Raw genomic sequence first — 21,900 nt, 5'->3', positions numbered from 1 at the left:
GGGGTGGGGTGCCGGGCCACCTCACGTCGACGTTTGGTCCCCAACGACAACAAAACGCCCCACCGAGGTGTCGTTCGTGACCAATCGCGGAGCAGGCCTCGACCAGGCGCCTCCCGCGGGCCACGCGGCGCGGACCAGCTACCGGCGACTCCCAGCAGGAGATCGTCAGGCGGGCTGCATGTCCTCGAAGGAGGCGGCGTTGTCGAGCTCGAGCAGGTCGGTGCGGTGCGCCGCGCTGAGGCGGTCGTTCTCCTCGGCCAGCCGGAGGACGAGCGCCTCGAGCTCGCCCACGCGGGCGCGCAGTCGGGAGTTCTCGACCATCAGGTGGCTGGGGGTCCGCAGGTCCCTGCTCAGGTGGCCGATGAGTGCCTTGGCCATGGTGAGCCTTCCGGGTTCTCGTGGTGGTGCCGGGCGGCGGCGATCGCGACCGCACGGATGATCCGCTCGCCGCGGACCGTCTTCAAGAGTCCCACCCGCACGCGGGCCGGGTCAATCTGGCAGCGCGGTCTCCGCGGCCGGGCCCGGAGCCGCCACGACACCGCGCCCCGGCGCGGGCGTCCGGCGTCGCCGCGGGGGCGGCTGGCAGGTGGGGCAGAAGTACGACGAGCGGTTCATGAACGCCACCCGGCGCATCGGCGTGCCGCAGCGCTCGCAGGGCTCGTCCTCGCGCCCGTAGGCGCGCAGCGAGCGGTCGAAGTAGCCCGACTGGCCGTTGACGTTGACGTAGAGGGCGTCGAAGGAGGTGCCGCCCTGGGCGAGGGCCTCCCCCATCACGTCGCGCACGTGGCCGAGCAACTCGCGCACCTGGGCGGCGCTGAGCCGGTCCCCCGGGCGCTCGCCGTGCAGGCGGGAGCGCCACAGCGACTCATCGGCGTAGATGTTGCCGACACCGGAGACCAGCCCCTGGTCGAGCAGCTGACGCTTGATCCCCGAGGCCCGCCGGCGCACCCGGCGTACGAACTCGGCGTCGTCGAAGTCCGGGTCCAGCGGGTCGCGGGCGATGTGGGCGATCTCGGGCGGCAGCTCGGCGCCGCCCGCGGAGACGGTCAGCCCGCCGAACATCCGCTGGTCGACGAAGCGCAGCTGGCGGGCGTCGTCGAGCACCAGGCGCACCCGCAGGTGCTTCTCGTCCGGCGCGGCGGCGGGCTGCACCAGCATCTGCCCGCTCATGCCGAGATGGGCCAGCAGCGCGTCGCCGTTGTCCAGCGGCAGCCAGAGGTACTTGCCGCGACGCCGCGCATCGATGATGCGGCGCCCGGTCAGCGCGGCGACGAAGCCGGCGGGGCCGCGCAGGTCGCGGCGCACCGGGCGCTCGTGCAGCACCTCGACGCCACGGACCGTGCGGCCGACGACGTGGCGCTCCAGGCCGGCCCGGACGACCTCGACCTCGGGGAGCTCGGGCACGGCTCAGCCGGCGTCGGAGGCCGCGGAGACGCCCAGCTGCGCCACGATCTCGCCGTACGCCGTCTCCGCGGCGGCCTGCTCGGCCTCCTTCTTGGAGCGGCCGACGCCGTTGCCGTAGAGCCGGTCGGCGACCCGCACCTGCGCGGTGAAGGTCTTCATGTGGTCGGGGCCGTCGGCGGTGATGACGTACTCCGGCACGCCGAGGGAGTGCTCGGCGGCGATCTCCTGCAGCGAGGTCTTCCAGTCCAGCCCGGCGCCGAGCGCCGAGGCGGCCTCGATCAGCGGGTCGAAGAGCAGGTGCACGACCTGCGCGGAGACCTCCATGCCGCCGGAGAGGTGCACCGCACCGATCACGGCCTCGACGGTGTCGGAGATGATCGAGGACTTGTTGCGTCCGCCGGTCGCCTCCTCGCCGCGGCCGAGCTTGACGTGCTCGCCGAGGCCGATCCCGCGCCCGACCTCGGCCAGGGCGCGCGCATTGACGACCGCGGCCCGCAGCTTGGCCAGCCGGCCCTCGGAGAGGTCCGGGTGGGTGCGGTAGAGCGTCTCGGTGACGACGACCCCGAGCACGGAGTCCCCGAGGAACTCCAGGCGCTCGTTGGTGGGCAGTCCGCCGTTCTCGTAGGCGTAGGACCTGTGGGTGAGCGCGCGCTCGAGCAGCTCGGGATCCAGCTGGGGATCACCGAGCGCTCGACGCAGCTCCGCGTAGTTGGTCAACCGTGGTCAGAGACCCTGAGCGGGCTCAGAGGACCTGACGACGGTCGGCACGGGCGCCGTACTGGCCGCACTCGCCGCACGCACGGTGCGGGAGGTGCTTGGAGCCACAGGCGGGGTTCGCGCAGGTCACCAGGGTCGGTGCCACGGCCTTCCAGGCCGAGCGACGGTGACGCGTGTTGCTGCGCGACATCTTCCGCTTCGGGACAGCCACTGTTCTCTCCTCATACCGTGGCCGGGAGGTCCGGCCGCATTGATGTGCTTGATCAGTTCTCGGAGGATTCCGAGTCCTTCTTGTCGAGCTTGTTCAGCGCGCTCAGCCCCGCCCATCGCGGATCGATCGCGTCCTCGTGCTGGTGGTCCGGATCGTCCGCCAGGCGCGCACCACATTCGGTGCACAGTCCCGGACAGTCGTCCTGACACAGCGGCTGGAACGGTAGTGCGAGCACCACCGAGTCCCGCAGCAGGGGTTCCAGGTCGAGCAGGTCGTCCTGGAGGTTGCTGACCCCGTTGTCCTCGTCGTCGGCGTCCGAGTCACCCAGGTCGTCGTACACGAACAGCTCCTGGAAGCGGACCTCGAGCTCGTCGGCGATCTCCTCCAGGCACCGCGCGCACTCGCCCTCCACCACGGCCTTCGCCGTGCCGGTGACCAGGACGCCCTCCATGACCGCCTCCAGGCGCAGGTCAAGCTCGACCGGCGCACCTTCGGGGACCTTGAGAACCTCGATGCCAAGATCTGGCGGCGCCGGCACCGTCAGTGTCAGCTGTCGCTGGGACCCCGGGCGGCGGCCGAGCTCGCGAGTGTCGAGCACGAGCGGCGCTCTCGGGTCCAGGCTTGACAGTTGAATCACTTCCGGTTCCGGGCACGAACAGATCGTCGGGAATCGTATCCGCCCGGGAGACGGGTCACCAAACCCGGGCGGCCTACGGCGTACGCCGCGGTCATCCTCCGGCCCCCGCAGCGCGGGCGGCGACCTCGGAGAGGCGGGCCGTGAGGCGCGCGTGCACGCTCGGCGGGACCAGGCTGGAGACGTCGCCGCCGAACGTCGCGACCTCCTTGACCAGGCTCGAGGCGAGGAAGGAGTACTCGGGGCTGGTGGGCACGAAGACGGTCTCCACCTCGGTGAGCGAGGCGTTCATCTGCGCCATCTGCAGCTCGTACTCGAAGTCGGAGACCGCGCGCAGGCCCTTGACGATCGCCTGGATGCCCTGCTCCTCGCAGAAGGTGGTCAGCAGGCCCGTGAAGCCCGCGACGCGCACGTTGGGCAGGTCCGCGCAGACCTCGCGGAGCATCTCCATGCGCTCCTCGGCGCTGAACAGCCGATTCTTGGAGGCGTTGACCCCCACCGCGACGACGACCTCGTCGAAGAGCGACGAGGCGCGTCCCACGACGTCGAGGTGGCCGTTGGTGACCGGGTCGAACGATCCCGGGCAGACGGCTCGGCGCACGGAACTCACTCCCCTTCGCTGGGATCGGTGCTGGGCTGGGTGCTGGGCTGGTCGTCCTCGTCCGCCACGGGCGAGGCGGCGTGACCGTACCAAAGCACCGTCTCGCCATAGGCACGGCGGCGGTGCGGCTCCAGGCCCGCCGGCCAGGCCGGCTCGGGGCTGCGCGCCGAGCGCTCCACGACCACCAGCGCGTCGGGGGCCAGCCAGCCGTGCTCGACCAGGGCCCGCAGGTCGTCGGCGACCGCCTCGTCGGGAAGGGGGTACGGCGGGTCGGCGAAGACCACGTCGTAGCCCGCGGCCGGCGGGCGGGCCAGCACCGCGGCGACCGCGCCGGTGACGACCTGGGCCTCACGGGCGCCGAGGTCGCGGGCGTTGGCGGCCACCAGGGCGGCGGTGCGCCGGTCGGACTCCACCATCGTGACCGCCGCGGCACCGCGCGACCAGGCCTCCAGGCCCACCGCGCCGGACCCGGCGTACAGGTCGAGGACGCGCAGGCCGCTCAGCGAGCCGCACCACGACTCGATCGCGGAGAACAGCGCCTCGCGGACCCGGTCGCTGGTGGGGCGGGTGGCGGTGCCCGGCGGGGTGGACAGGCGGCGGCCGCCGGCGCGGCCGGCGATGATGCGGGTCATCGGTTCACGACTTCTCGAGGTAGTCGGACTGCACGGAGCGCTCCATCTCCGCGACCGCCGCCGCGAGCTCCGGCGCCTGGCGCAGCTCGAAGTCGGTGTCGAGGAGGAGGGAGGCGGCCTCGCGAGCCTCGCGGATGGTCTTCTCGTCGCGCAGCACCCGGAGGTTCTGCAGGCTGGAGCGGTAGCCGGACTGGTTCTTGCCGAGCACGTCGCCCTCGCGGCGCTGCTCGAGGTCGACGCGGCTGAGCTCGAAGCCGTCGCTCGTGCCGGCCACGGCGTCCAGGCGCGCCCGCGCGGGGGTGCCGGCCTCGGACCGGGTGACCAGCAGGCACAGCCCGGGCAGCCCGCCACGACCGACGCGACCGCGCAGCTGGTGCAGCTGGGAGACGCCGAACCGGTCGGCGTCGAGGATCACCATGGCGGTCGCGTTGGCGACGTCCACGCCGACCTCGATGACGGTGGTGGACACCAGCACGTCGACGTCGCCGGCGGCGAAGGCGCGCATCGTGCGCTCCTTCTCGTCGGCGGGCAGCTTGCCGTGGAGCACCCCGATCCGCAGGCCTCGCAGCGGTCCGTCGGCGAGGTCGGCGGCGACGTCGACCACTGAGCTGAGACCGGTGCCGGTGCGGTCGACGACGAGGTTGTCGTCCTCGTCGAGGTCGAGCTGGTCGTGCTCGCCGGCCTCCATCTCGTCGCGGACGATGCGCGGACACACGACGTAGGCCTGGTGGCCGGCCTCGATCTCCTCGCGCAGCCGTGCCCAGGCGCGGTCGATCCACAGCGGCTGCTCGCCGAGCGGCACGACGTTGGTCTGGATCGGCGCGCGCCCCGCCGGCAGCTCGGTGAGCGTGGAGATCTCCAGGTCGCCGAAGACCGTCATCGCGACCGTGCGCGGGATCGGCGTGGCGGTCATCACGAGCACGTGCGGCGGACTGCCCGCCTTGTCGGTGAGGGCGGCGCGCTGCTCGACCCCGAAGCGGTGCTGCTCGTCGACGACGACGAGGCCGAGGTCGGCGAACATCACCTGCTCCTCGAGCAGGGCGTGGGTGCCGATGACGATGCCGGCCTCGCCGGTGATCAGCCGGCTCAGCGGTGCCTTGCGCTGGGCCTTGGTCATCGACCCGGTGAGCAGCTCGACGGTGGTGCCCTCGGCGGCGCCGAGCAGGCCGCCCATGCCGAGGTCGCCGAGCATGGCGGAGATCGTGCGGTGGTGCTGCTGGGCGAGCACCTCGGTGGGCGCCAGCAGCGCGGCCTGGCCGCCGGAGTCGACCACGCGCAGCATCGCGCGCAGCGCCACCAGGGTCTTGCCGGAGCCGACCTCGCCCTGGAGCAGCCGGTTCATCGGGTGCGGCTGGGCCAGGTCGTGCTCGATCTCGCCGGCCACCTCGCGCTGCCCGGCGGTGAGCTCGAAGGGCAGCCGGGCGTCGAAGGCCTCCAGCAGGCCGCCGGGTCGCCCCGGGCGCGCCTGGGCGCCCAGCGCCATCTGCTCGCGCCGGCGGCGGGCGAGCACGACCTGGGTGACCAGCGCCTCCTCGAAGCGGAAGCGGCGCTGCGCGCGGCGTACGTCCTCCATCGAGTCGGCGGCGTGGATCCACTGCAGGGCCTGGCGCGCGTCAGGCAGGGAGTAGGTCCCGCGGACCTGCTCGGGCAGCAGCTCGGGGACCTCGTCGAGCACGGTCAGCGCGAAGGTCGCGGCGCGCTGGAGGTCCCAGGACTCCACGCCCTTGGTGAGCGGGTAGATCGGGAACAGCTCGCGCATCGCGTCCAGCGACATCAGCGCGGAGTCCTCATCGCCGCTGCCGAACAGCGACATCTGCGGGTTGGTGAGCTGCCACTCGCCGCGGAACAGCTTGGCCTTGCCCAGGAACACCCCACGGCGCCCGACGCGCAGCCGCCCGGCCTGCCATCCGTTGACGTAGGCGTTCTTGGCGAAGAACGACATCCGCAGCGCCGGCCCCTCGGTGCGGACCGTGACGTCGAGGCGGTAGGCCGTGCGACCGGTGCGCCGGTCTTGGTAGGTGCGCTCCGCGCTCGCGACCACCTCGCCGACGAAGGTCAGCACGCTGCCCTCCTCGAGATCGTCGAGGCGGGTCAGCTCGCCGGTGCGCAGGTAGCGGCGGGGGAAGTGGTGCATCAGGTCCCCGACCGTGCGCAGGCCGAGGCCCTCGGTGATCCGGTCGGCCTTGGCGTGCCCGGCCAGCACCGTCTCGATCGGCGACTCCAGCGTGATCACGCGGCTCCTTCCGGCCTACTCCACCGACACCAGGAGCGGGTAGCGCTCCTGGCCACCGTCGTACACCACGACATCGACAGCCGGGTGGTGCGCCTCGACGTACGCCGCGCAGCGGGCCGCCAGCTCGCCGTCGCTGTCCTCGGCGCCGGCCACGATCGTCACCAGGTCGCCGCCACCGCCGAGCAGCCGCTCGAGGACGTCGGTGGCGACCGCGAAGCGGTCCTCCCCCACGACCACGAAGTCACCGGCCACCACACCGAGCACGTCGCCGGGCTCGCACGGGCCGGCCATCGTCATCGCCTGGCGGGCCGCGAGGGTGATCGCGCCGTGCCGGGCGTGCCGGGCGGTCGCGGTCATCTCCAGCACGTCGTGGTCGAAGGCGCGCCCCGGCTCGTGGACCGCGAGCGCCGCGAGCCCCTGCACCTGCGCCTGGGTCGCGATCACGCTCACCCGGATGCCCTCGAGGTCGGGGTCGTTCTCCGCGGTCGACGCGGCGGCCCGGGCCACGCGCACCGAGTCGGCGTCGTTCGGCAGCACCACGACCTCGCAGGCCCCGCAGTCGCGCACGGCCGCCAGGACCTCGCCGGTCGAGGGGCGGCGTCCGGGTCCACCCGGCAGCACCACCGCGCCGGCCTCCTCGAAGAGCCGGCCGAGGCCGGGCCCGGCCGCGACCGCGACGATCCGCCGTCCGCTGCGGGCTCGCGGCGCGGGTCGCTCGGCGGCCTGCCGCTCGACCTGCTCGGCGAAGTGGGTGACCCGCACCCGGCGGGGTCGTCCGGCCTCGATGCCGGCCTCGATCGCCGCACCGACGTCGTCGGTGTGGACGTGGACGTTCCACAGACCCTCGCCACCGACCACGACCAGGGAGTCCCCGAGGCCGGCGAGCGTCGCGCGCAGCGGCGCGATCTGCGCGTCCTCGGCGTCGAGGAGGTACATCACCTCGTACGCCGGCCCGTCCGCGGTCAGGTCGCCCTGCGGCAGCGGCGCCACGGGGACCGGGATCAGGTGGGTGCCGATCGGGGCGGTCACCGGCACCGGGCGGCGCCCGGTGAGCACGGTCTCGGCCGCGTCGAGGATCACGCTCAGGCCGCGCCCGCCGGCGTCCACGACACCGGCATCGGCCAGGAGCCGGAGCTGCTCGGGGGTGCGGGCCAGCGCCTCGCGCGCCGCGCCGGCGGCGGCGGCGAAGACGTCGCGGGCCCGGGCGCGGAGCGACCCGAGCACTCCACGGCCGAGGCCGCCGCCGCGCGCATGACGCTCAGCATCGTGCCCTCGACGGGCGTGCCCACCGCGGCGTACGCCGCGTCGCTGGCCGCCTGGAGCGCCTCGGCCATCACCGTGGCGTTGGTCTCATCGGCGCCCGCGCGGCCGATCCGGCGCGCGATCGCGCCGAGCATCTCGCTGAGGATCACCCCGGAGTTGCCGCGGGCGCCGAGCAGGGCGCCGCGCGCGAACGTCGCCAGCGACTCCCCCAGCGGCGCGTCCTCGTCGCCGGCGCAGGCCTCGCGCAGCGCGTCGCGGGCCGCCGACATCGTGAGGTACATGTTGGTGCCGGTGTCGCCGTCGGGCACCGGGTAGACGTTGAGCGCGTCGATCTCCTCGCGCGCACCGGCGAGGGCGTCGAAGGCGACGTCGACGAAGCGCAGCACGACGCCGAGACTCAGCTCGCCGCCCACGGGTACCTGCTGCATCGCCTGCCTCGTCGTACGTCGGATGGAGGAGTCAGGGTAGTGTCCCCCTTGCCCGAACGGGGTGACCCACCCACGGGGAACCCGGGGTGAGCCGCGATTTTCTCGCGAGCCCTTGGATCGGATACTCTCGTCCGGTTGCCCGCTCCGCCGGGCCCCACGTTCACAACCTCGATTTTTCAGGAGTTCACGGTGGCTGCCGTCTGCGACATCTGCGCGAAGAAGCCGGGCTTCGGCAACAACCGACCCTGGTCGCGCAAGATCACGAAGCGTCGCTTCGACCCCAACATCCAGCGCGTCCGGGCGACCGTCAACGGCACCCCGAAGCGCCTCAACGTCTGCACCGGCTGCCTCAAGGCCGGCAAGGTCTCCCGCTGACCCAGGTCAGCTGAACAGAACGGCCGTCGTCCCCCGGGACGGCGGCCGTTCTGTCATTTCAGGGGCTGTCCGGGCGTCGCGGGGCGGCGGGTGCCGCGGGGCCGCGGGGCGGCCTCGGGGTGCGCGTAACTGCGCAATTGCTGGGAGAAGCACCGCCGGCGGCCGGGAACCGGTACTTATCCGCGCAATTGCGCAGTTACGTGCGGCAGCCGGCAGCCGGCGACCACAGCAACAGCCGGCCGCCGAGGTCCCTCAGAAGTGCGACCAGCCCGGCGAGCCGATGTAGGAGCGCCCGTCGACGGTGACGCCGCTGCCCTCGATGACCTCGCCCACCACGCGCCAGCCCTGCGGCACGGAGGCGGCGTCGGGGAAGGTGGCGAGCAGGGCGTGGTCGTCGCCGCCGGTGAGCACGAACTGCAGGGGCTCGGCGTTGAGCGCCGCACCCACGGCGTGCAGCGGCTCGGCGACCTCGAAGGCCTCGGAGCGGACGTTGATGGCCACACCGGAGGCGTCGGCCAGGTGCCCGGCCTCGGCGAGCAGGCCGTCGGAGACGTCGATCATCGCCGTCGCGCCGGCCGCGGCGGCGATCGGGCCGGCGGCGTACGGCGGCTGGGGGCGGCGGTGGGCCTCGACGAGCACCCGCGGGGACCGGAAGCCGCGCTTGAGTACCGCGAGCCCGCCTGCGGCCCAGCCCTGCCGGCCGGCCATCGCCACCACGTCGCCGGGTGCGGCGCCGGAGCGGATGACCGGCGCCTGGGTGCAGGCGCCGAGCACCGTCACCGCGATGACCACCTGGTCGGCGCGGGTGAGGTCGCCGCCGACGACGCTCGCCCCGACCTCCCCGCACTCCTCCGCGAAGCCACGAGCGAGGTCGAGCACCCACTGCACGGGCAGGTCCGCGGGGGCGCCGATGGCGAGGGTGAGCGAGGCGGCGGTGCCGCCCATCGCGTTGATGTCGGAGATGTTCTGCGCGGCCGCGCGGTGACCGACGTCGGCCGCGGAGGACCACTCCCGCCGGAAGTGGCGGCCCTCCACCATCAGGTCGGTGGAGACGACCACGTGGCCGGTGCGCACGCGCAGCACGGCCGCGTCGTCGCCGGGGCCGATCAACACCTGCTCGCCCTGCGGGAAGAGAGGCAGGAGCTCGGCCAGGAGGCCGAACTCGCCGGCGTCGGCGAGGGTGGCGTCGGGTGCAAACGGCATGCCCCCAGTCCACCAGACATCCCCCGACGCTGCCCGGCGGCGCGCTCAGGCCCGGGAGCGAGGCCTTCGCCACGTGACACGGGCTGTCCCGCACGCCGCGGGCCAGGGTAGGTTGAACCGCCGGCCGGCACCCCGCCCGCGCCCCTGCACCCCTTCACACGAGGAGACGAGCGATGGTCGTCCAGGCCTACATCCTGATCCAGACCGACGTCGGCAAGGCTGCCGAGGTCGCCCAAGCCATCGCACAGGTCAAGGGAGTCACGCTGGCCGAGGACGTCACCGGCCCGTACGACGTGATCGTCCGCGCCGAGGCGCGCAACGTCGACGAGCTGGGCAAGCTGGTCGTCGCGAAGGTGCAGACGCTCGAGGGCATCACCCGCACGCTGACCTGCCCGGTCGTCCACATCTGAGTGGACCGCCCGCAGCCGCGAGTGCGCCCCGTGTCCCTCCGGGCACGGGGCGTCGTCGCGTCCTCGCTCCTTCCGCTCGCACTGCTCGCCGGCTGCGGCGGCGACGCCGTGGAGGTGGACTCCCCCGCGCTGGCCGACCCCTCGCTGTCCGACGCCGAGCGGGCGACCTGCACGGACTTCCTCGACGCCCTCCCCGAGGACCTGGCCGGGCTGGAGCCCGCCGAGGTGGACCCGGCGGACGCCCCCGCCAAGGCCTGGGGTGACGGGCTCGCCGTGGTCTGCGGCGTACCGGAGCCCGAGGAGCTGGCGCCGGCCGCCGAGTGCGACATCGTGGCCGGGGTCGCCTGGTTCGTGCCGCCGAGTCAGCGCGACGAGGGCTCGGACCTGATCGCCACGGCCGTCGAGACCACGCCTCGGGTCGCGCTCGTGGTGCCCGCGGAGTACCGCGGCCAGATCGCCTTCGACGCCTTCGGCGAGCTCGCCGAACCGGTGCGGACCCACCTCGAGACCACCCGGCGCTGCAGCTGAGCCTGCGCGCCGCGACGTCGGTGCGATGTGGGATCGTCGTCCCATGACGATCGAGGACTTCTCAGGACCCGTGGCCATCATCGCCGGCGGTCTCAGCCACGAGCGGGACGTCTCCTTGTCCAGCGGGCGCAACCTGGTCCGTGAGCTGCGCGGGCTCGGAGTCGAGGCACAGACCTACGACTTCGACCGCAACCTGCTCCACGACCTCGAGCGCGACCAGGTGGCGGTCGCGCTGCCCGCCCTGCACGGCCAGTTCGGCGAGGACGGCGAGATCCAGACGCTGCTCGAGCTCATCGACCTGCCCTACGTCGGCTCCCGCAGCCGCGCCTGCCGGGTCGCCTACGACAAGGGCACGGCCCGCGAGCTGCTGCACCGCGCCGGCATCCCGGTGCCCGACAGCGTGGGCCTGTCCGCCCAGACCTTCCGCGACATCGGCGCCACCGCGCTGATGGCGCACGTCATGGACCACCTCGGCGACCGGGTGGTCGTCAAGCCCGCCCGCGGCGGCAGCGCGCTGGGCGTGACCGGCGTCGACGGCCTCGGCGCGCTCCCCTCCGCCCTGGTCGGCAGCTACGCCTACTGCGAGGACGCCCTCATCGAGCGCTTCCACGACGGCATCGACGTGAGCGTCGTGGTGCTGGAGGGCGAGGACGGGCTGGAGTCCCTCGTGCCGATCGCGATCGAGTACGAGAAGGGCCACGAGTTCGACTTCAGCGCCCGCTACACCGCGGAGTTCGTCTCCCTGCACAAGCCCGACCTCGACGACAAGCTGCTCGCCGGCCTCGGTGAGGTCGCCTGCGAGGCGCACCGGGTGCTCGGCCTCACCGACGTCTCCCGCTCCGACTTCGTGGTCTCGCCCGACGGCTCCTTCGTGCTGCTGGAGACCGCGATCACCCCGGGCACGACCGAGACCTCGGTGTTCCCCTTCGCCTGCAAGGAGAGCGGCACCTCCCTCGGCCAGGTCGCCCGCACCCTGCTCGACCGCGCCGTACGCCGCGGCGCCTGAGCCCCACCCGGACCGCGACACCACGAGGGCCCGGTCCCGGAGCAGACCTGCTCCGGGACCGGGCCCTCGTCGTACCTCAGCGCGACTGCTGGGGCAGCGCAGCGAGCTTGCCGGCGATGCCGCCGGCGGCCTGCAGCGCCACGCCCTCCTCGAAGTTGCTGGTGGCGCGCGGACGCGCCCGCTCGGCCTCGGCCAGCGCGGCGCCGAGCACCTCGCCGGGTGCGGTCTGCGGCCACAGGTAGAGCGCCATCGCGCCCGGGATCGAGTTCACCTCGTTGACGAACACCTCGGTGCCGTCGGAGAGGAAGTCGATGCGCAGCACGCCGGTCAGCCCGGTGAGCTCCACGACGCGGACCGCGAGCTCCTTGATCCGGTCGCGCACCGCGTCGGAGATGTCGGCCGGGAACTCGCGCGGGGCGCTGGCCAGGCCGTCGGAGTGCAGGTACTTGGCGGCGTAGGAGTAGATCGCGCCGTCGGTGGGCCGCAGCGGCCGCTCGATCTCGGAGACCTGGACGGTCGGGGCGGTGCGCACCGAGATGTTGAGGTCGAACAGGTCGGGGCGGTTCGGCTCGACCACCGCGCCCTCGCGCAGGTGCGGGCTGGTCTGCAGCAGCGCCACGGCCGTCGCGTGGTCCTCGACGACCTCGATGCCGATGCTGGAGCCGCCGAAGCGCGGCTTGACGATGTAGGGGCCGTCGTACGGCGGCGGGGCGTCGGCGGAGAGCAGCACCCGCTTGAGGCACGGCACGCCGGCGGTCTCCATGACCGCGCCGAAGGCCAGCTTGTCCATGCCCAGCGCGGCCGCGGCGACGGTGCCGCCGGTCGCCTTGAGCCCGGCCAGCGCGAACAGGCCCTGGGCGCCGCCGCCCTCGCCGGCACCGCCGTGGAAGCAGTTCATGATCGTGCCGGTCTCCAGCGGCTTGGCACCGCCGAGGCCGGCCTTCATGTAGAAGCCGTCGCCCTTCTCGGCGCCGATGCGCAGCTCGACGCGCTTGGCGCCGGCCGGCGGGCCGCCCAGGTAGTCGCGGGCCTCGGTGTTGCTCGGGACCAGGAACCACTGGTCGCTGCGCGCCCAGTAGATGCACTGCACCGTGTGCCCGGCACCGGCGAGCACCCGCTCGGCCTGGAGCCCGGTCAGGATGCTGATGTCGTGCTCGGCGGACGGACCGCCGAACACCACGGTCGCCTTGGTTGCCACTGTGTCTCCTCGTCTCGCTTCGGTTTTCCCGCTCCGCCCGCGGTCTACGGGTAGTGGTTGGGGAGGTCGTTCTCGTACAGCACCACGTCGTGCGGTCCGGCCTGCGCCATGACGTGCTTCGCCGCCTCCTCGCGACTGGCGAAGTGGCGGGTCCGTCCGGCGATGCCGGCGTCCAGGGCAGCGCGGTTCGTGCGCCCGACGACGCAGAGGACCATGCCCTCGTCCGCCGTCGCCGCGCGAGCCAGCTCGGCGTTCCGCTCGTGCTGGGAGGCGCCGAGCTCGACCATACCGGGCGTGATCGTCCAGACGGTCCCGCCCTCGCCGACGAGCTCGCGAGCGCGCGCCAGCGCCTGCGCCGCGCCCTGCGGGTTGGAGTTGTAGGTGTCGTCGATGACCGTGAGCCCGGTCTCGGTGCGGGTGGTCTCCGCGCGGTGCGGCGTGCTGGGTACGCCGGGGAGCCGGTCCAGGATCGTTCGCTCCGGCACGTCCACGGCCTGGGCCAGGCCGATGGCCACCGCGACGTTGATCGGGTGCCCGACCTCGGCCGGCAGCTCGACGCGGTGCACGACACCGCCGAGCACGACCTCCCAGCCGTCGCCGGCACGGCGTACGACGACGTCGGCGTCGGGCGTCGGGCCGCCGGAGGCGCGGATGACCCGCTTGGTGGCGGCCAGGTCGTCGGCGATCGCGGCGAGCTCGGGGACATCGACGTTGAGCACGACCGTGCTCGCCGGCGGCAGGATCTCGGACTTGGCGCGGACGATCGTCTCGCGGTTCTTCATCCGCTCCAGGTGGGCCTCGCCGATCGTGGTGATCGCGGAGACCTCGGGACGGAACACCTCGCACAGCGAGGCGATCTCCCCGGGGCCGTAGGTGCCCATCTCGGCGACGAACACGTCGGTGCCGCCGTCGAGCCGGTCGTTCACGGCCCGGGACAGGCCCATCGCGTTGTTGAAGCTCGCCGGGCTGGCCAGCGTGGCCCAGCGCCCGGACATCAGGTGGGCGGCGTAGTTCTTGGTCGAGGTCTTGCCGTAGGAGCCGGTGATCGCGACGACCCGGGGGTCGAGCTTGCGCATCTTCGCGGCCGCGGAGACCTGGTACTTGCGACCCATCGAGCGCTCGACCGGAGCCATGATCAGCAGCGCCAGCTCGGCCACCGGGAGCGCCAGGATCGGCAGCAGCCCGATGAGATCGAGGGCCGTCAGCCCCGCGGCGAGCGCGAGCACGAGCACGACGAGGACGCCCGTGAGGCGCTTGACCCGGTCGGTGAACACCAGCGGGGAGGACGAGGGCCACAGGGCCAGTCCCTCGGGCCAGGTCACCCAGACCAGGGCCGGGATCAGCACCGCCCACTCCGCGGACGCACCGAGGGTGAGCAGCGAGGCCAGGACGATGCCCAGGAGGATCAGTCCGTTGACCCAGTAGGCACGGGCCCAGATCGCGGCGATCGCGAAGAGCCGGCCGGGCTCGTAGTGCTCGCGCTGGGCGACGCGCAGCCAGCGCAGCTGGCTGAGCAGGACCAGCAGCGTGACCCCCACCGCGCAGAGGATCTCAAGCGTGCTCATGCAGTGCCTCCGAGGCGGTCGATCTGGGCGCGGATCGCGGTGACCAGCGCAGGGTCGAGCAGGTGGGCGGAGCCGGGGACCACGTCGAGGGTGGCCTGCGCGCCGAGGAGCGTCTGGGCGCGGCGCGCCATCGCGACGGTGGCGGCGGTGTCGTGCTCGCCCCAGACCATGGCCACCGGCACACCGTGCTCGCGGACGGCGGCGAGCTGGTCGGCGTACTCCTCGTTGACGGCCTTGACCAGCACCTCGCGCATCACCCCCTGGGCGGCGCGGTAGTCGGCCGAGCCGTGCTTCTGGCGCAGCGCCTCCATGCGGGCGTCGCCGACGAGGCCGCGGCGGTGCAGGGCGCGGACCACGCGGTAGCCGAGCTTGGGTCCGCCGGTGCTCCCGGTGCGCTCCGGGCGCAGCAGCGGCACACCGGTCAGCACGAGACCGCGGACCAGCTCGGGACGGGTGGCGGCGAGCTGCACGGCCACCCGGCCGCCGAAGGAGTGGCCGACCAGCACCGGGCGGTCCAGGTCGCCGATGATCTCGGCGGTCCAGTCGGCGTACGCCGCGGTGTCCCAGCCGGTCTCGGGCGCCGGGGTGGCCCCGAAGCCGGGCAGGTCGAGGGCGAGGGCGTCGTACCCGTCGAGGGTCGAGCTCCAGTCGGCTCGCGAGCGGCCCCAGCCATGCAGGGCGACCACGCTGGCCTCGTTGGAGCCGAACTTCTCCCCGAAGGCACGTCCGTTCAGCAGGGTGGTCAGCACGACGACGAGGTTAGCCGGGCCGATACCGTGAAGAAGTGACGGACACCCCCCTCGACCACGTGAGCCCTGCGACCCTCGGCGTCCACGCCGGGCGTCCTCCCCATGAGCCGGACCAGCCGCTCAACACCCCGATCACCCTCGCCTCGACCTACGTCGCCGGCGGGGACCGCGAGTACGGCCGCTACGGCAACCCGACCTGGCAGGCCTTCGAGCAGGCGCTCGGGGCGCTGGAGGGCGGGCGCGCGCTCGCCTTCTCCTCGGGCCTCGCGGCCGTCGCCACCGTGCTGGACCTGGTCGGACAGGGCGCCACGGTGGTCGCGCCGCGGCACTCCTACAACGGCACGATCATGCAGCTGGGCGACCTCGAGGCCCGCGGCCGGATCCGCTCGCGCCTGGTCGACGTGACCGACACCGCGGCGTACGTCGCGGCCTGCGAGGACGCCGCCCTGGTGTGGCTGGAGTCACCGACCAACCCGATGCTCGAGGTCGCCGACATCGAGACGATCGCCACAGCGGCGCGCGAGGCCGGCGCCCACGTCGTGGTGGACAACACCTTCGCCACTCCCCTGCTGCAGAAGCCGCTCGAGCTGGGCGCCGACATCGTGGTGCACTCGGCCACCAAGTACCTCTCCGGGCACAGCGACATCCTGATGGGCGCGCTCGTGGTCGAGGACCCCGAACTCTTCGGCGTCCTCAAGGGCCGCCGCGACCTGGTCGGGGCCGTCCCGGGCACCCTGGAGGCCTTCCTGGCGCTGCGCGGCCTGCGCACCCTGCACCTGCGCGTCGAGCGCGCCCAGGCCAACGCCGCCGAGCTCGCGCGCCGCCTGGGTGAGCACCCGGCGATCGGCGAGGTGCGCTACCCCGGCTTCGGCGCGATGGTCTCCGTGGTCCTCGCCCAGGGCGCGATGGCCGCCGACCTGTTCACCCGCAAGACCAGGCTGTGGGTGCACACCACCAGCCTCGGCGGCGTCGAGTCCACCTTCGAGCGCCGCCGGCGCTGGAAGGGCGAGCCCGCCACCGTCCCCGACGCCCTCGTGCGGATGTCGGTCGGTGTCGAGGACGTCGAGGACCTCTGGAACGACCTCGCCACCGCCCTGGACGACCTCACCTGACCCGTACGCCGAGTCGGCCCTGGTGGGTGCGCGTCTCGACAGGCTCGACCGCCGGGGGCCGAACGGCGTCAGTCGGTCTCGGCCTTGGTCTCCCGGGCGATGAAGGCGTCCATCATCTCGAAGGCGGTCATCTTGCCGGCGACGACGTCGTCGACGTGGCTGGCCATCGGGGCGTCGACGCCGCTGCGCTCGGCGAGCGCGCGCAGCGACGAGCAGGACTTGGCCCCCTCCGCGACCTGGCGCGTGGAGGCGACGATCTCGTCGGTGGTCATCCCCTGGCCGAGCTTCTCGCCGAAGGTGCGGTTGCGCGACAGCGGCGAGGAGCAGGTGGCGACCAGGTCGCCGAGGCCGGCCAGGCCCATCAGCGTGAGCGGGTTGGCGCCGAGCTTCATCGCCAGCCGCGCGGTCTCGGCCAGGCCGCGGGTGATCAGCGAGGCGGTGGTGTTGTCGCCGAAGCCGAGCCCGACCGCCATGCCGACGCAGAGCCCGACGACGTTCTTGTAGGCACCACCCAGCTCGCAGCCGAGCAGGTCGACGGAGGTGTAGGGCCGGAACGCCGGGGAGTGGCAGCGCGCCTGCAGCATCCGGGCGACGTCCTCGTCGGCGCAGGCCACGACCGAGGCGGCCGGCTCGCGGCGCGCGATCTCCTTGGCGAGGTTGGGGCCGCTGATCGCGGCGATCCGCTCGGGACCCGCGCCGGTGACCTGCGCGATCACCTCGCTCATCCGGTTCAAGGTGCCGAGCTCGACGCCCTTCATCAGCGAGACCAGCACCGCGGAGTCGTCGATGAACGGCGCCCACTCGGTGAGGTTGGCACGCAGCGACTGCGAGGGCACGGCGAGCACGACGACGTCGGCCCCCGCCATGGCCTTCTCGGGGTCGTGGGTCGCGCTGACCGTCGGCGGCAGCTGCACACCGGGCAGGTAGTCGGCGTTCTCGTGCTGCTCGTTGATCGCCGCGCAGACCTCCTCGCGGCGTCCCCACATGGTGACCTCGTTGCCGGCGTCGGCGAGCACGAGGGAGAACGCGGTCCCCCACGAGCCCGCGCCGAGGACCGCGACCTTGCCTGCGCTCATGCCTGGTCCCTCCGGTGCTGCTGACGGGGTTGCTCGGGAGTCGCGTCCGGCGAGCGCTGGTCCCCGGAGCCGGGGTCCGCGTCGCGGCGCGGGTCGTACCGTACCGCCGGCGGCTCCTCCCCGCGGATCTGTGCGACCAGATCGGTGATCGCGGTCATGATCCGGTCGGTCGCCGCGCGGATCGTCTCGGCACTCACCGGCTGCTCGCGCAGGTCGTCGAGCGCCACCGGCTCCCCCACCCGCATGTGGATGGTCTTGCGCGGGAACGGCCGCAGCCGTGCGGAGTACGGCGCGAGCAGCTCCTGCGCGCCCCACTGCCCGACGGGGATGACCGGGCACCCGGTCGCCAGCGCGATCCGCGCCGCCCCGGACTTGCCGACCATCGGCCAGCCGGCGGGGTCACGGGTGATGGTGCCCTCCGGATAGACCACCACGCACTGTCCGCGGCGTACGGCCTCGACCGCGGCGTCGTAGGCGCCGGCGGCGTTGGCGGAGTGTCGTTCGACGGGGATCTGCCCGAGCGCGGTCAGGAACCGGGCGAGCAGCTTGTTGCGGAACAGCCCCGACTTGGCGAGGTAGCGCGGCAGCCGACCGTGGTCGTAGACCACGTGGGCAGCGGTGAAGGGGTCAGCGTGCGAGACGTGGTTGAGCACCACCAGGCAGCCGCCCGAGGCGGGGATCCGCTCACCGCCCTGCCAGTCCTGCCTCGTCATGGCAAGCAGCGCGGGCTTGACCAGGAGAACGGCGAGGCGCCAGGGCCAGCCCCGCTCCGCCTCCACCTTGCGTACCGTCACGCGAGCCTCGTCCCATCTCTCTCGACCATCGATCGACCAGCCCACGTGGTGCCCACGTCGACATCGGCAGGCTACTCGCTGCGTCGTCCGCGCGGACCCGGCCGGCCTCGCGCAGCCGCGTCGGACCTGACAGGATCGCCGACGATGTCCGCGCCCGCCCCGTCTCCGCCCGCCTTCTGCGTCGTCGTCCCGGTGAAGCCCCCCGCGTTCGGCAAGTCGCGCCTGGTCGGCCTGCCCGACGCCGTACGCCGCGGCCTGGCCGCCGCGTTCGCCCTGGACACGATCGCCGCCTGCCGCGCGGCGCAGCGCGTGGGCGCGGTGCTGGTCGCCACCGACGACGCGGCGTTCGCCCTGGAGGTGCGCGCCGCCGGCTGCGTCGCGGTGCCGGACGCCGTCACCGGCGACCTCAACTCCAGCCTGCGCCAGGCCGCACTGGAGGCGACGCGCCGCTGGCCGGACCTGCAACCCGTGGCGCTGTGCGCGGACCTGCCCGCGTTGCGACCTGCGGACCTCGACGAGGCGCTGGCGGTCGTCGAGGCCCGAGCGGACCAGTCGTTCTTCGTCGCCGACGCCGCGGGCAGCGGCACCACGCTCTACACCGCGCCGGTCGAGCAGTTCGCCCCGCGATTCGGCGTCGACTCCCGCGCCGCGCACGACGAGCTCGCGCTCGAGGTGCGCGGCGAGCTGAGGAGCCTGCGCCTCGACGTCGACGACCTCGACGACCTCACCCGGGCGCTCGCGCTCGGCGTCGGTCCGCGCACCCGGGAGCTCGCGGCGAGCCTCGACCTCGCCCCCTGACGGCGTACGCACCCGGCTCAGGAGCCTGACGCGGCCTTCTTCGCCGTCGACGTCTTCTTGGCCGTCGACGTCTTCTTGGCGGTGGAGGTCTTCTTCGCGGTGGAGGTCTTCTTCGCCGGCGACGCCTTCTTGGCCGTGGAGGCCTTCTTCGCGGGCGAGGCCTTCTTCGCGGCGGTCGACTTCGCCGCCGACGTCTTCGCGGTGCCGTTCGTGGCCGACTTCGCCGCGGGGGCCTTCGTGGCCGGCGCCTTCTTGGCCGGTGCCTTCTTGGCCGGTGCCTTCGTCTCCGTCGTCGTGCTCGAGGCCGCCTTCGTCGGGGTCGCACGCGTCGGCGCGCCGGCGCCCTCGGCGGCCTTGCGGGCGACGGCCACCGCGACCTTCATGGGGGCGGTGGCGGCCGCCACGGTGAGCTGCGGGAGCAGCTTGGCGCCGGAGACGATGTTCTTGAGGTCGGCGCCGGGACGGAACGCCGGCACCTCCTTGGTCGAGGTGCGCAGCCGGTCGCCGGTCTGCGGGTTGCGCACCCAGCGCGCCTCGCGGATCCGCTTCTCGAAGGAGCCGAACCCGGTGATCGCGACCTTCTCGCCCTTGGCGACCTCGCGGGTGATGGTGTCGAGCACCGAGTCCAGGGCGTACGCCGCGGCGCGACGGTTGCCCTCGAAGTGGACGGCGAGCACGTCGATGAGCTGGGTCTTGTTCACGTGGTTCCCCTTTGCCTGGGACCGGCGGATGGACCGGCGCCCGGCCGAGGACCCGCGTGGTCGCGGCGACGCGTGGGCAGCGCCGCTCTGCACGGCACCGTAGGCACTCGCAGGCCCGGCCACAACGGCCACGCCGCAGCCCACCTTCTTTTTCTGCGGTACGCCGACGGGCCGCGGCCCCCTCGTCAGGGGGCCGCGGCCCGTCGTACGCGTGAACCGGTCAGGCCGGGATGGTGCGGGCCTTCCAGCTGGGCCGGGTGGCCTCGTAGGCGATCAGGTCGTCCTCGTGGCTCAGCGTGATGCCGATGTCGTCGAGGCCCTCCATGAAGCGCCAGCGGGTGTAGTCGTCGATCTGGAACGGTGCTCGGAACCCGTCGCCGACGCGCACCTCGCGGTTCTCCAGGTCGATGGTGACCTCGGTGCCCGGGGCGGCGTCGAGCAGGTCCCACAGCTCGACGACCTTCGCCTCCTCGATCTGCACGGTGAGCAGACCCGACTTGCCGGAGTTGCCGCGGAAGATGTCGCCGAAGCGCGGCGAGATGATCACCTTGAAGCCGTAGTCCTGCAGCGCCCACACGGCGTGCTCGCGCGAGGAGCCGGTGCCGAAGTTGGGCCCGGCGACCAGCACCGAGGAGCCGCGGAACCCGTCCCGGTTGAGCACGAAGTCGGGGTCCTTGAACAGCCCGAAGAACAGCCCGTCCTCGAAGCCGGTGCGGGTGATCCGCTTGAGGAAGTCTCCCGGGATGATCATGTCGGTGTCGACGTCACTGCGGCGCAGCGGAGCGGCCACGCCGGTGTGGCTGATGAACTTCTCCATGTGGTGTCAGTGCTCCTGCGAATCAGGCCGTGACCGACACGAGGTCGGCCGGGGACGAGAGGGTGCCGCGGATCGCGGTCGCCGCAGCGACCGGGACCGAGACCAGGTGGGTGCGCACGCCCGTGCCCTGGCGACCCTCGAAGTTGCGGTTCGACGTCGAGGCCGTGCGGACCGGGCCGTCGAGCTTGTCGTCGTTCATGCCCAGGCACATGGAGCAGCCCGCGCCGCGCCACTGGGCGCCGGCGGCGAGGAAGATCTTGTCCAGGCCCTCGGCCTCGGCCTCCAGGCGCACCCGAGCCGAGCCGGGGACGACGATCATCCGCACGCTGTCGGCGACGCGGTGGCCCTCGAGCACCTCCGCCGCGGCCCGCAGGTCGTCGAGGCGGCCGTTGGTGCACGAGCCGATGAAGACGTGGTCGACGGCGACGTCGCGCAGGGTGGTGCCGGGCTCCAGGCCCATGTACTCCAGGGCGTTCTCGGCGGCGGTGCGCTCGATCGGGTCGGCGAACTCCGCCGGGACCGGGACACTGCCGCCCAGCGGGGCGCCCTGGCCGGGGTTGGTGCCCCAGGTGACCCACGGGGTGACCTCGGAGGCGTCGATGACGATCTCCTTGTCGAAGACCGCGTCCTCGTCGGTGTAGTAGGTCTTCCAGTGCTCGACCGCGGCGTCCCACTCCGCACCCTGGGGCGCCTCGGGCTTGCCCTCGAGGTAGGCGAACGTGGTCTCGTCGGGGGCGATCATGCCCGCCTTCGCGCCCCACTCGATGCTCATGTTGCACACGGTCATGCGGCCCTCCATCGAGAGCTCGCGGATCGCCTGGCCGCGGTACTCCACGATGTAGCCCATGCCGGCGCCGGTGCCGACCTTGGTGATCAGGTAGAGGATCAGGTCCTTGGCGGTGACGCCCTCGGCGAGGCTGCCGTTGACGGTCACCGAGCAGGTCTTCGGCTTCGCCTGCGACAGGGTCTGGGTGGCGAGCACGTGCTCGACCTCGGAGGTGCCGATGCCGTGCGCGATCGCGCCGAACGCGCCGTGCGTGGCGGTGTGGGAGTCGCCGCACACGATCGTCATGCCCGGCTGGGTCAGCCCCAGCTGCGGGCCGACGACGTGGACGATGCCCTGCTCGATGTCACCGAGCGGGTGCAGGCGGATGCCGAACTCCGCGCAGTTCTTGCGCAGCGTCTCGATCTGGGTGCGCGAGACGGGGTCGGCGATCGGCTTGTCCCAGTTCAGCGTCGGGACGTTGTGGTCCTCGGTCGCGAGCGTGAGGTCGGGACGGCGGACGGTGCGACCGGCCAGCCGGAGTCCGTCGAACGCCTGCGGCGAAGTGACCTCGTGGATGAGGTGGAGGTCGATGAAGAGCAGGTCGGGCTCGCCCTCGGCCGATCGGACGACGTGCTCGTCCCACACCTTCTCCGCCAGTGTCCTACCCATGTCCACTCCC

General features: G+C 72.9%; 25 protein-coding genes. 6 read left to right on the top strand and 19 right to left on the bottom strand.

The genetic code is table 11. The features are described from left to right. Positions 1-165: 165 nt before the first annotated feature. The 10 genes from GFH29_RS06730 to GFH29_RS20615 form a co-directional block, all read right to left on the bottom strand. Positions 166-378 (bottom strand): hypothetical protein, encoded by a 213-nt coding sequence (locus tag GFH29_RS06730; protein ID WP_153322616.1) that lies wholly within the window; start codon positions 376-378, stop codon positions 166-168. 111 nt (positions 379-489) lie between these two features. Then, complete coding sequence (gene mutM, locus GFH29_RS06725; RefSeq protein ID WP_153322615.1) at positions 490-1,404, bottom strand: bifunctional DNA-formamidopyrimidine glycosylase/DNA-(apurinic or apyrimidinic site) lyase; 915 nt, start codon at positions 1,402-1,404, stop codon at positions 490-492. A gap of 3 nt (positions 1,405-1,407) precedes the next feature. After that, a complete protein-coding gene (gene rnc / locus GFH29_RS06720; RefSeq protein ID WP_153322614.1) occupies positions 1,408-2,121 on the bottom strand; it encodes a ribonuclease III in 714 nt (237 codons plus the stop codon). Between the two features lie 25 nt (positions 2,122-2,146). Further along, the gene (gene rpmF, locus GFH29_RS06715; RefSeq protein ID WP_153322613.1) at positions 2,147-2,332 is read right to left on the bottom strand and encodes a 50S ribosomal protein L32; all 186 of its coding nucleotides are present in this window, start codon (positions 2,330-2,332) and stop codon (positions 2,147-2,149) included. A gap of 52 nt (positions 2,333-2,384) precedes the next feature. After that, a complete protein-coding gene (locus tag GFH29_RS06710) occupies positions 2,385-2,930 on the bottom strand; it encodes a YceD family protein (protein WP_228387811.1) in 546 nt (181 codons plus the stop codon). Between the two features lie 130 nt (positions 2,931-3,060). Continuing rightward, positions 3,061-3,567 (bottom strand): pantetheine-phosphate adenylyltransferase, encoded by a 507-nt coding sequence (gene coaD / locus GFH29_RS06705; protein WP_153322611.1) that lies wholly within the window; start codon positions 3,565-3,567, stop codon positions 3,061-3,063. A gap of 5 nt (positions 3,568-3,572) precedes the next feature. Further along, positions 3,573-4,199: a 16S rRNA (guanine(966)-N(2))-methyltransferase RsmD gene (rsmD, locus tag GFH29_RS06700; RefSeq protein ID WP_153322610.1), complete on the bottom strand. Its 627-nt coding sequence runs from the start codon at positions 4,197-4,199 to the stop codon at positions 3,573-3,575. A 4-nt stretch (positions 4,200-4,203) separates the two neighbouring features. Continuing rightward, entirely contained in the window at positions 4,204-6,432 is a 2,229-nt protein-coding gene (locus tag GFH29_RS06695; protein WP_153322609.1) for an ATP-dependent DNA helicase RecG, read from the bottom strand. A 15-nt stretch (positions 6,433-6,447) separates the two neighbouring features. Beyond that, on the bottom strand, positions 6,448-7,368 hold the full coding sequence (locus GFH29_RS20620; RefSeq protein WP_228387879.1) for a hypothetical protein: 921 nt from the start codon (positions 7,366-7,368) through the stop codon (positions 6,448-6,450). A gap of 146 nt (positions 7,369-7,514) precedes the next feature. Continuing rightward, positions 7,515-8,123, bottom strand: coding sequence for a DAK2 domain-containing protein (locus GFH29_RS20615; RefSeq protein WP_228387810.1), 609 nt, complete (start codon positions 8,121-8,123; stop codon positions 7,515-7,517). A gap of 189 nt (positions 8,124-8,312) precedes the next feature. On the opposite strand from GFH29_RS20615, the gene rpmB reads away from it, so the two are divergent. After that, entirely contained in the window at positions 8,313-8,498 is a 186-nt protein-coding gene (rpmB, locus tag GFH29_RS06685) for a 50S ribosomal protein L28 (RefSeq protein ID WP_028645381.1), read from the top strand. Positions 8,499-8,750: 252 nt separating this feature from the next. Here rpmB and GFH29_RS06680 read toward each other — a convergent pair whose 3' ends face one another. Then, the gene (locus GFH29_RS06680; RefSeq protein WP_153322608.1) at positions 8,751-9,701 is read right to left on the bottom strand and encodes a thiamine-phosphate kinase; all 951 of its coding nucleotides are present in this window, start codon (positions 9,699-9,701) and stop codon (positions 8,751-8,753) included. Positions 9,702-9,874: 173 nt separating this feature from the next. Between GFH29_RS06680 and GFH29_RS06675 the strand changes: the two genes are divergently transcribed. Genes GFH29_RS06675 through GFH29_RS06665 form a run of 3 tightly spaced genes read left to right on the top strand, consistent with a single transcriptional unit; the run spans position 9,875 to position 11,645 of the window. Then, positions 9,875-10,111 carry an Lrp/AsnC family transcriptional regulator gene (locus GFH29_RS06675; RefSeq protein ID WP_153322607.1) on the top strand — a complete coding sequence of 79 codons (237 nt, stop codon included), beginning with the start codon at positions 9,875-9,877 and terminating at the stop codon, positions 10,109-10,111. Between the two features lie 30 nt (positions 10,112-10,141). Then, on the top strand, positions 10,142-10,639 hold the full coding sequence (locus GFH29_RS06670; protein ID WP_153337748.1) for a DUF3515 domain-containing protein: 498 nt from the start codon (positions 10,142-10,144) through the stop codon (positions 10,637-10,639). 43 nt (positions 10,640-10,682) lie between these two features. Continuing rightward, positions 10,683-11,645, top strand: coding sequence for a D-alanine--D-alanine ligase family protein (locus GFH29_RS06665; RefSeq protein ID WP_153322605.1), 963 nt, complete (start codon positions 10,683-10,685; stop codon positions 11,643-11,645). Between the two features lie 76 nt (positions 11,646-11,721). Here the strand turns inward: GFH29_RS06665 and GFH29_RS20450 are convergent, their stop codons facing one another. From GFH29_RS20450 to GFH29_RS06650, 3 genes are read right to left on the bottom strand one after another with little or no spacing between them, the layout of a single operon-like run. After that, positions 11,722-12,843, bottom strand: a complete 1,122-nt coding sequence (locus tag GFH29_RS20450) for a hypothetical protein (protein WP_194289082.1) — start codon at positions 12,841-12,843, stop codon at positions 11,722-11,724. A 44-nt stretch (positions 12,844-12,887) separates the two neighbouring features. Beyond that, a complete protein-coding gene (locus GFH29_RS06655; protein ID WP_153322603.1) occupies positions 12,888-14,408 on the bottom strand; it encodes a Mur ligase family protein in 1,521 nt (506 codons plus the stop codon). Continuing rightward, complete coding sequence (locus tag GFH29_RS06650) at positions 14,405-15,157, bottom strand: alpha/beta fold hydrolase (protein WP_153337749.1); 753 nt, start codon at positions 15,155-15,157, stop codon at positions 14,405-14,407. Before GFH29_RS06650 ends, GFH29_RS06655 begins: the two co-directional genes overlap by 4 nt. Positions 15,158-15,192: 35 nt before the next feature. Here GFH29_RS06650 and GFH29_RS06645 point away from each other — a divergent pair, with 35 nt between their 5' ends. Further along, complete coding sequence (locus GFH29_RS06645) at positions 15,193-16,269, top strand: trans-sulfuration enzyme family protein (RefSeq protein WP_153322601.1); 1,077 nt, start codon at positions 15,193-15,195, stop codon at positions 16,267-16,269. 68 nt (positions 16,270-16,337) lie between these two features. Here GFH29_RS06645 and GFH29_RS06640 read toward each other — a convergent pair whose 3' ends face one another. Beyond that, entirely contained in the window at positions 16,338-17,345 is a 1,008-nt protein-coding gene (locus GFH29_RS06640; protein WP_153322600.1) for an NAD(P)H-dependent glycerol-3-phosphate dehydrogenase, read from the bottom strand. Next, the gene (locus GFH29_RS06635; RefSeq protein WP_153322599.1) at positions 17,342-18,139 is read right to left on the bottom strand and encodes a lysophospholipid acyltransferase family protein; all 798 of its coding nucleotides are present in this window, start codon (positions 18,137-18,139) and stop codon (positions 17,342-17,344) included. The genes GFH29_RS06640 and GFH29_RS06635 overlap by 4 nt, the downstream gene beginning before the upstream one ends. 144 nt (positions 18,140-18,283) lie before the next feature. Here GFH29_RS06635 and cofC point away from each other — a divergent pair, with 144 nt between their 5' ends. Next, a complete protein-coding gene (gene cofC / locus GFH29_RS06630) occupies positions 18,284-18,937 on the top strand; it encodes a 2-phospho-L-lactate guanylyltransferase (RefSeq protein WP_153322598.1) in 654 nt (217 codons plus the stop codon). Positions 18,938-18,954: 17 nt separating this feature from the next. On the opposite strand, the gene GFH29_RS06625 is transcribed toward cofC, so the two are convergent. From GFH29_RS06625 to leuC, 3 genes are all read right to left on the bottom strand, one after another. Further along, the gene (locus GFH29_RS06625; protein WP_153322597.1) at positions 18,955-19,638 is read right to left on the bottom strand and encodes an HU family DNA-binding protein; all 684 of its coding nucleotides are present in this window, start codon (positions 19,636-19,638) and stop codon (positions 18,955-18,957) included. 220 nt (positions 19,639-19,858) lie between these two features. Then, positions 19,859-20,455 (bottom strand): 3-isopropylmalate dehydratase small subunit, encoded by a 597-nt coding sequence (leuD, locus tag GFH29_RS06620; protein ID WP_153322596.1) that lies wholly within the window; start codon positions 20,453-20,455, stop codon positions 19,859-19,861. 22 nt (positions 20,456-20,477) lie between these two features. Beyond that, positions 20,478-21,890 carry a 3-isopropylmalate dehydratase large subunit gene (leuC, locus tag GFH29_RS06615; RefSeq protein WP_153322595.1) on the bottom strand — a complete coding sequence of 471 codons (1,413 nt, stop codon included), beginning with the start codon at positions 21,888-21,890 and terminating at the stop codon, positions 20,478-20,480. Positions 21,891-21,900 lie beyond the last annotated feature (10 nt).

Origin of the sequence: Nocardioides sp. dk884 (assembly GCF_009557055.1) — a bacterium.
Lineage (GTDB): Bacteria > Actinomycetota > Actinomycetes > Propionibacteriales > Nocardioidaceae > Nocardioides.
The sequence above is the reverse complement of the archived record's forward strand: the minus strand, read 5'-3'. Positions and strand labels throughout refer to the sequence as shown.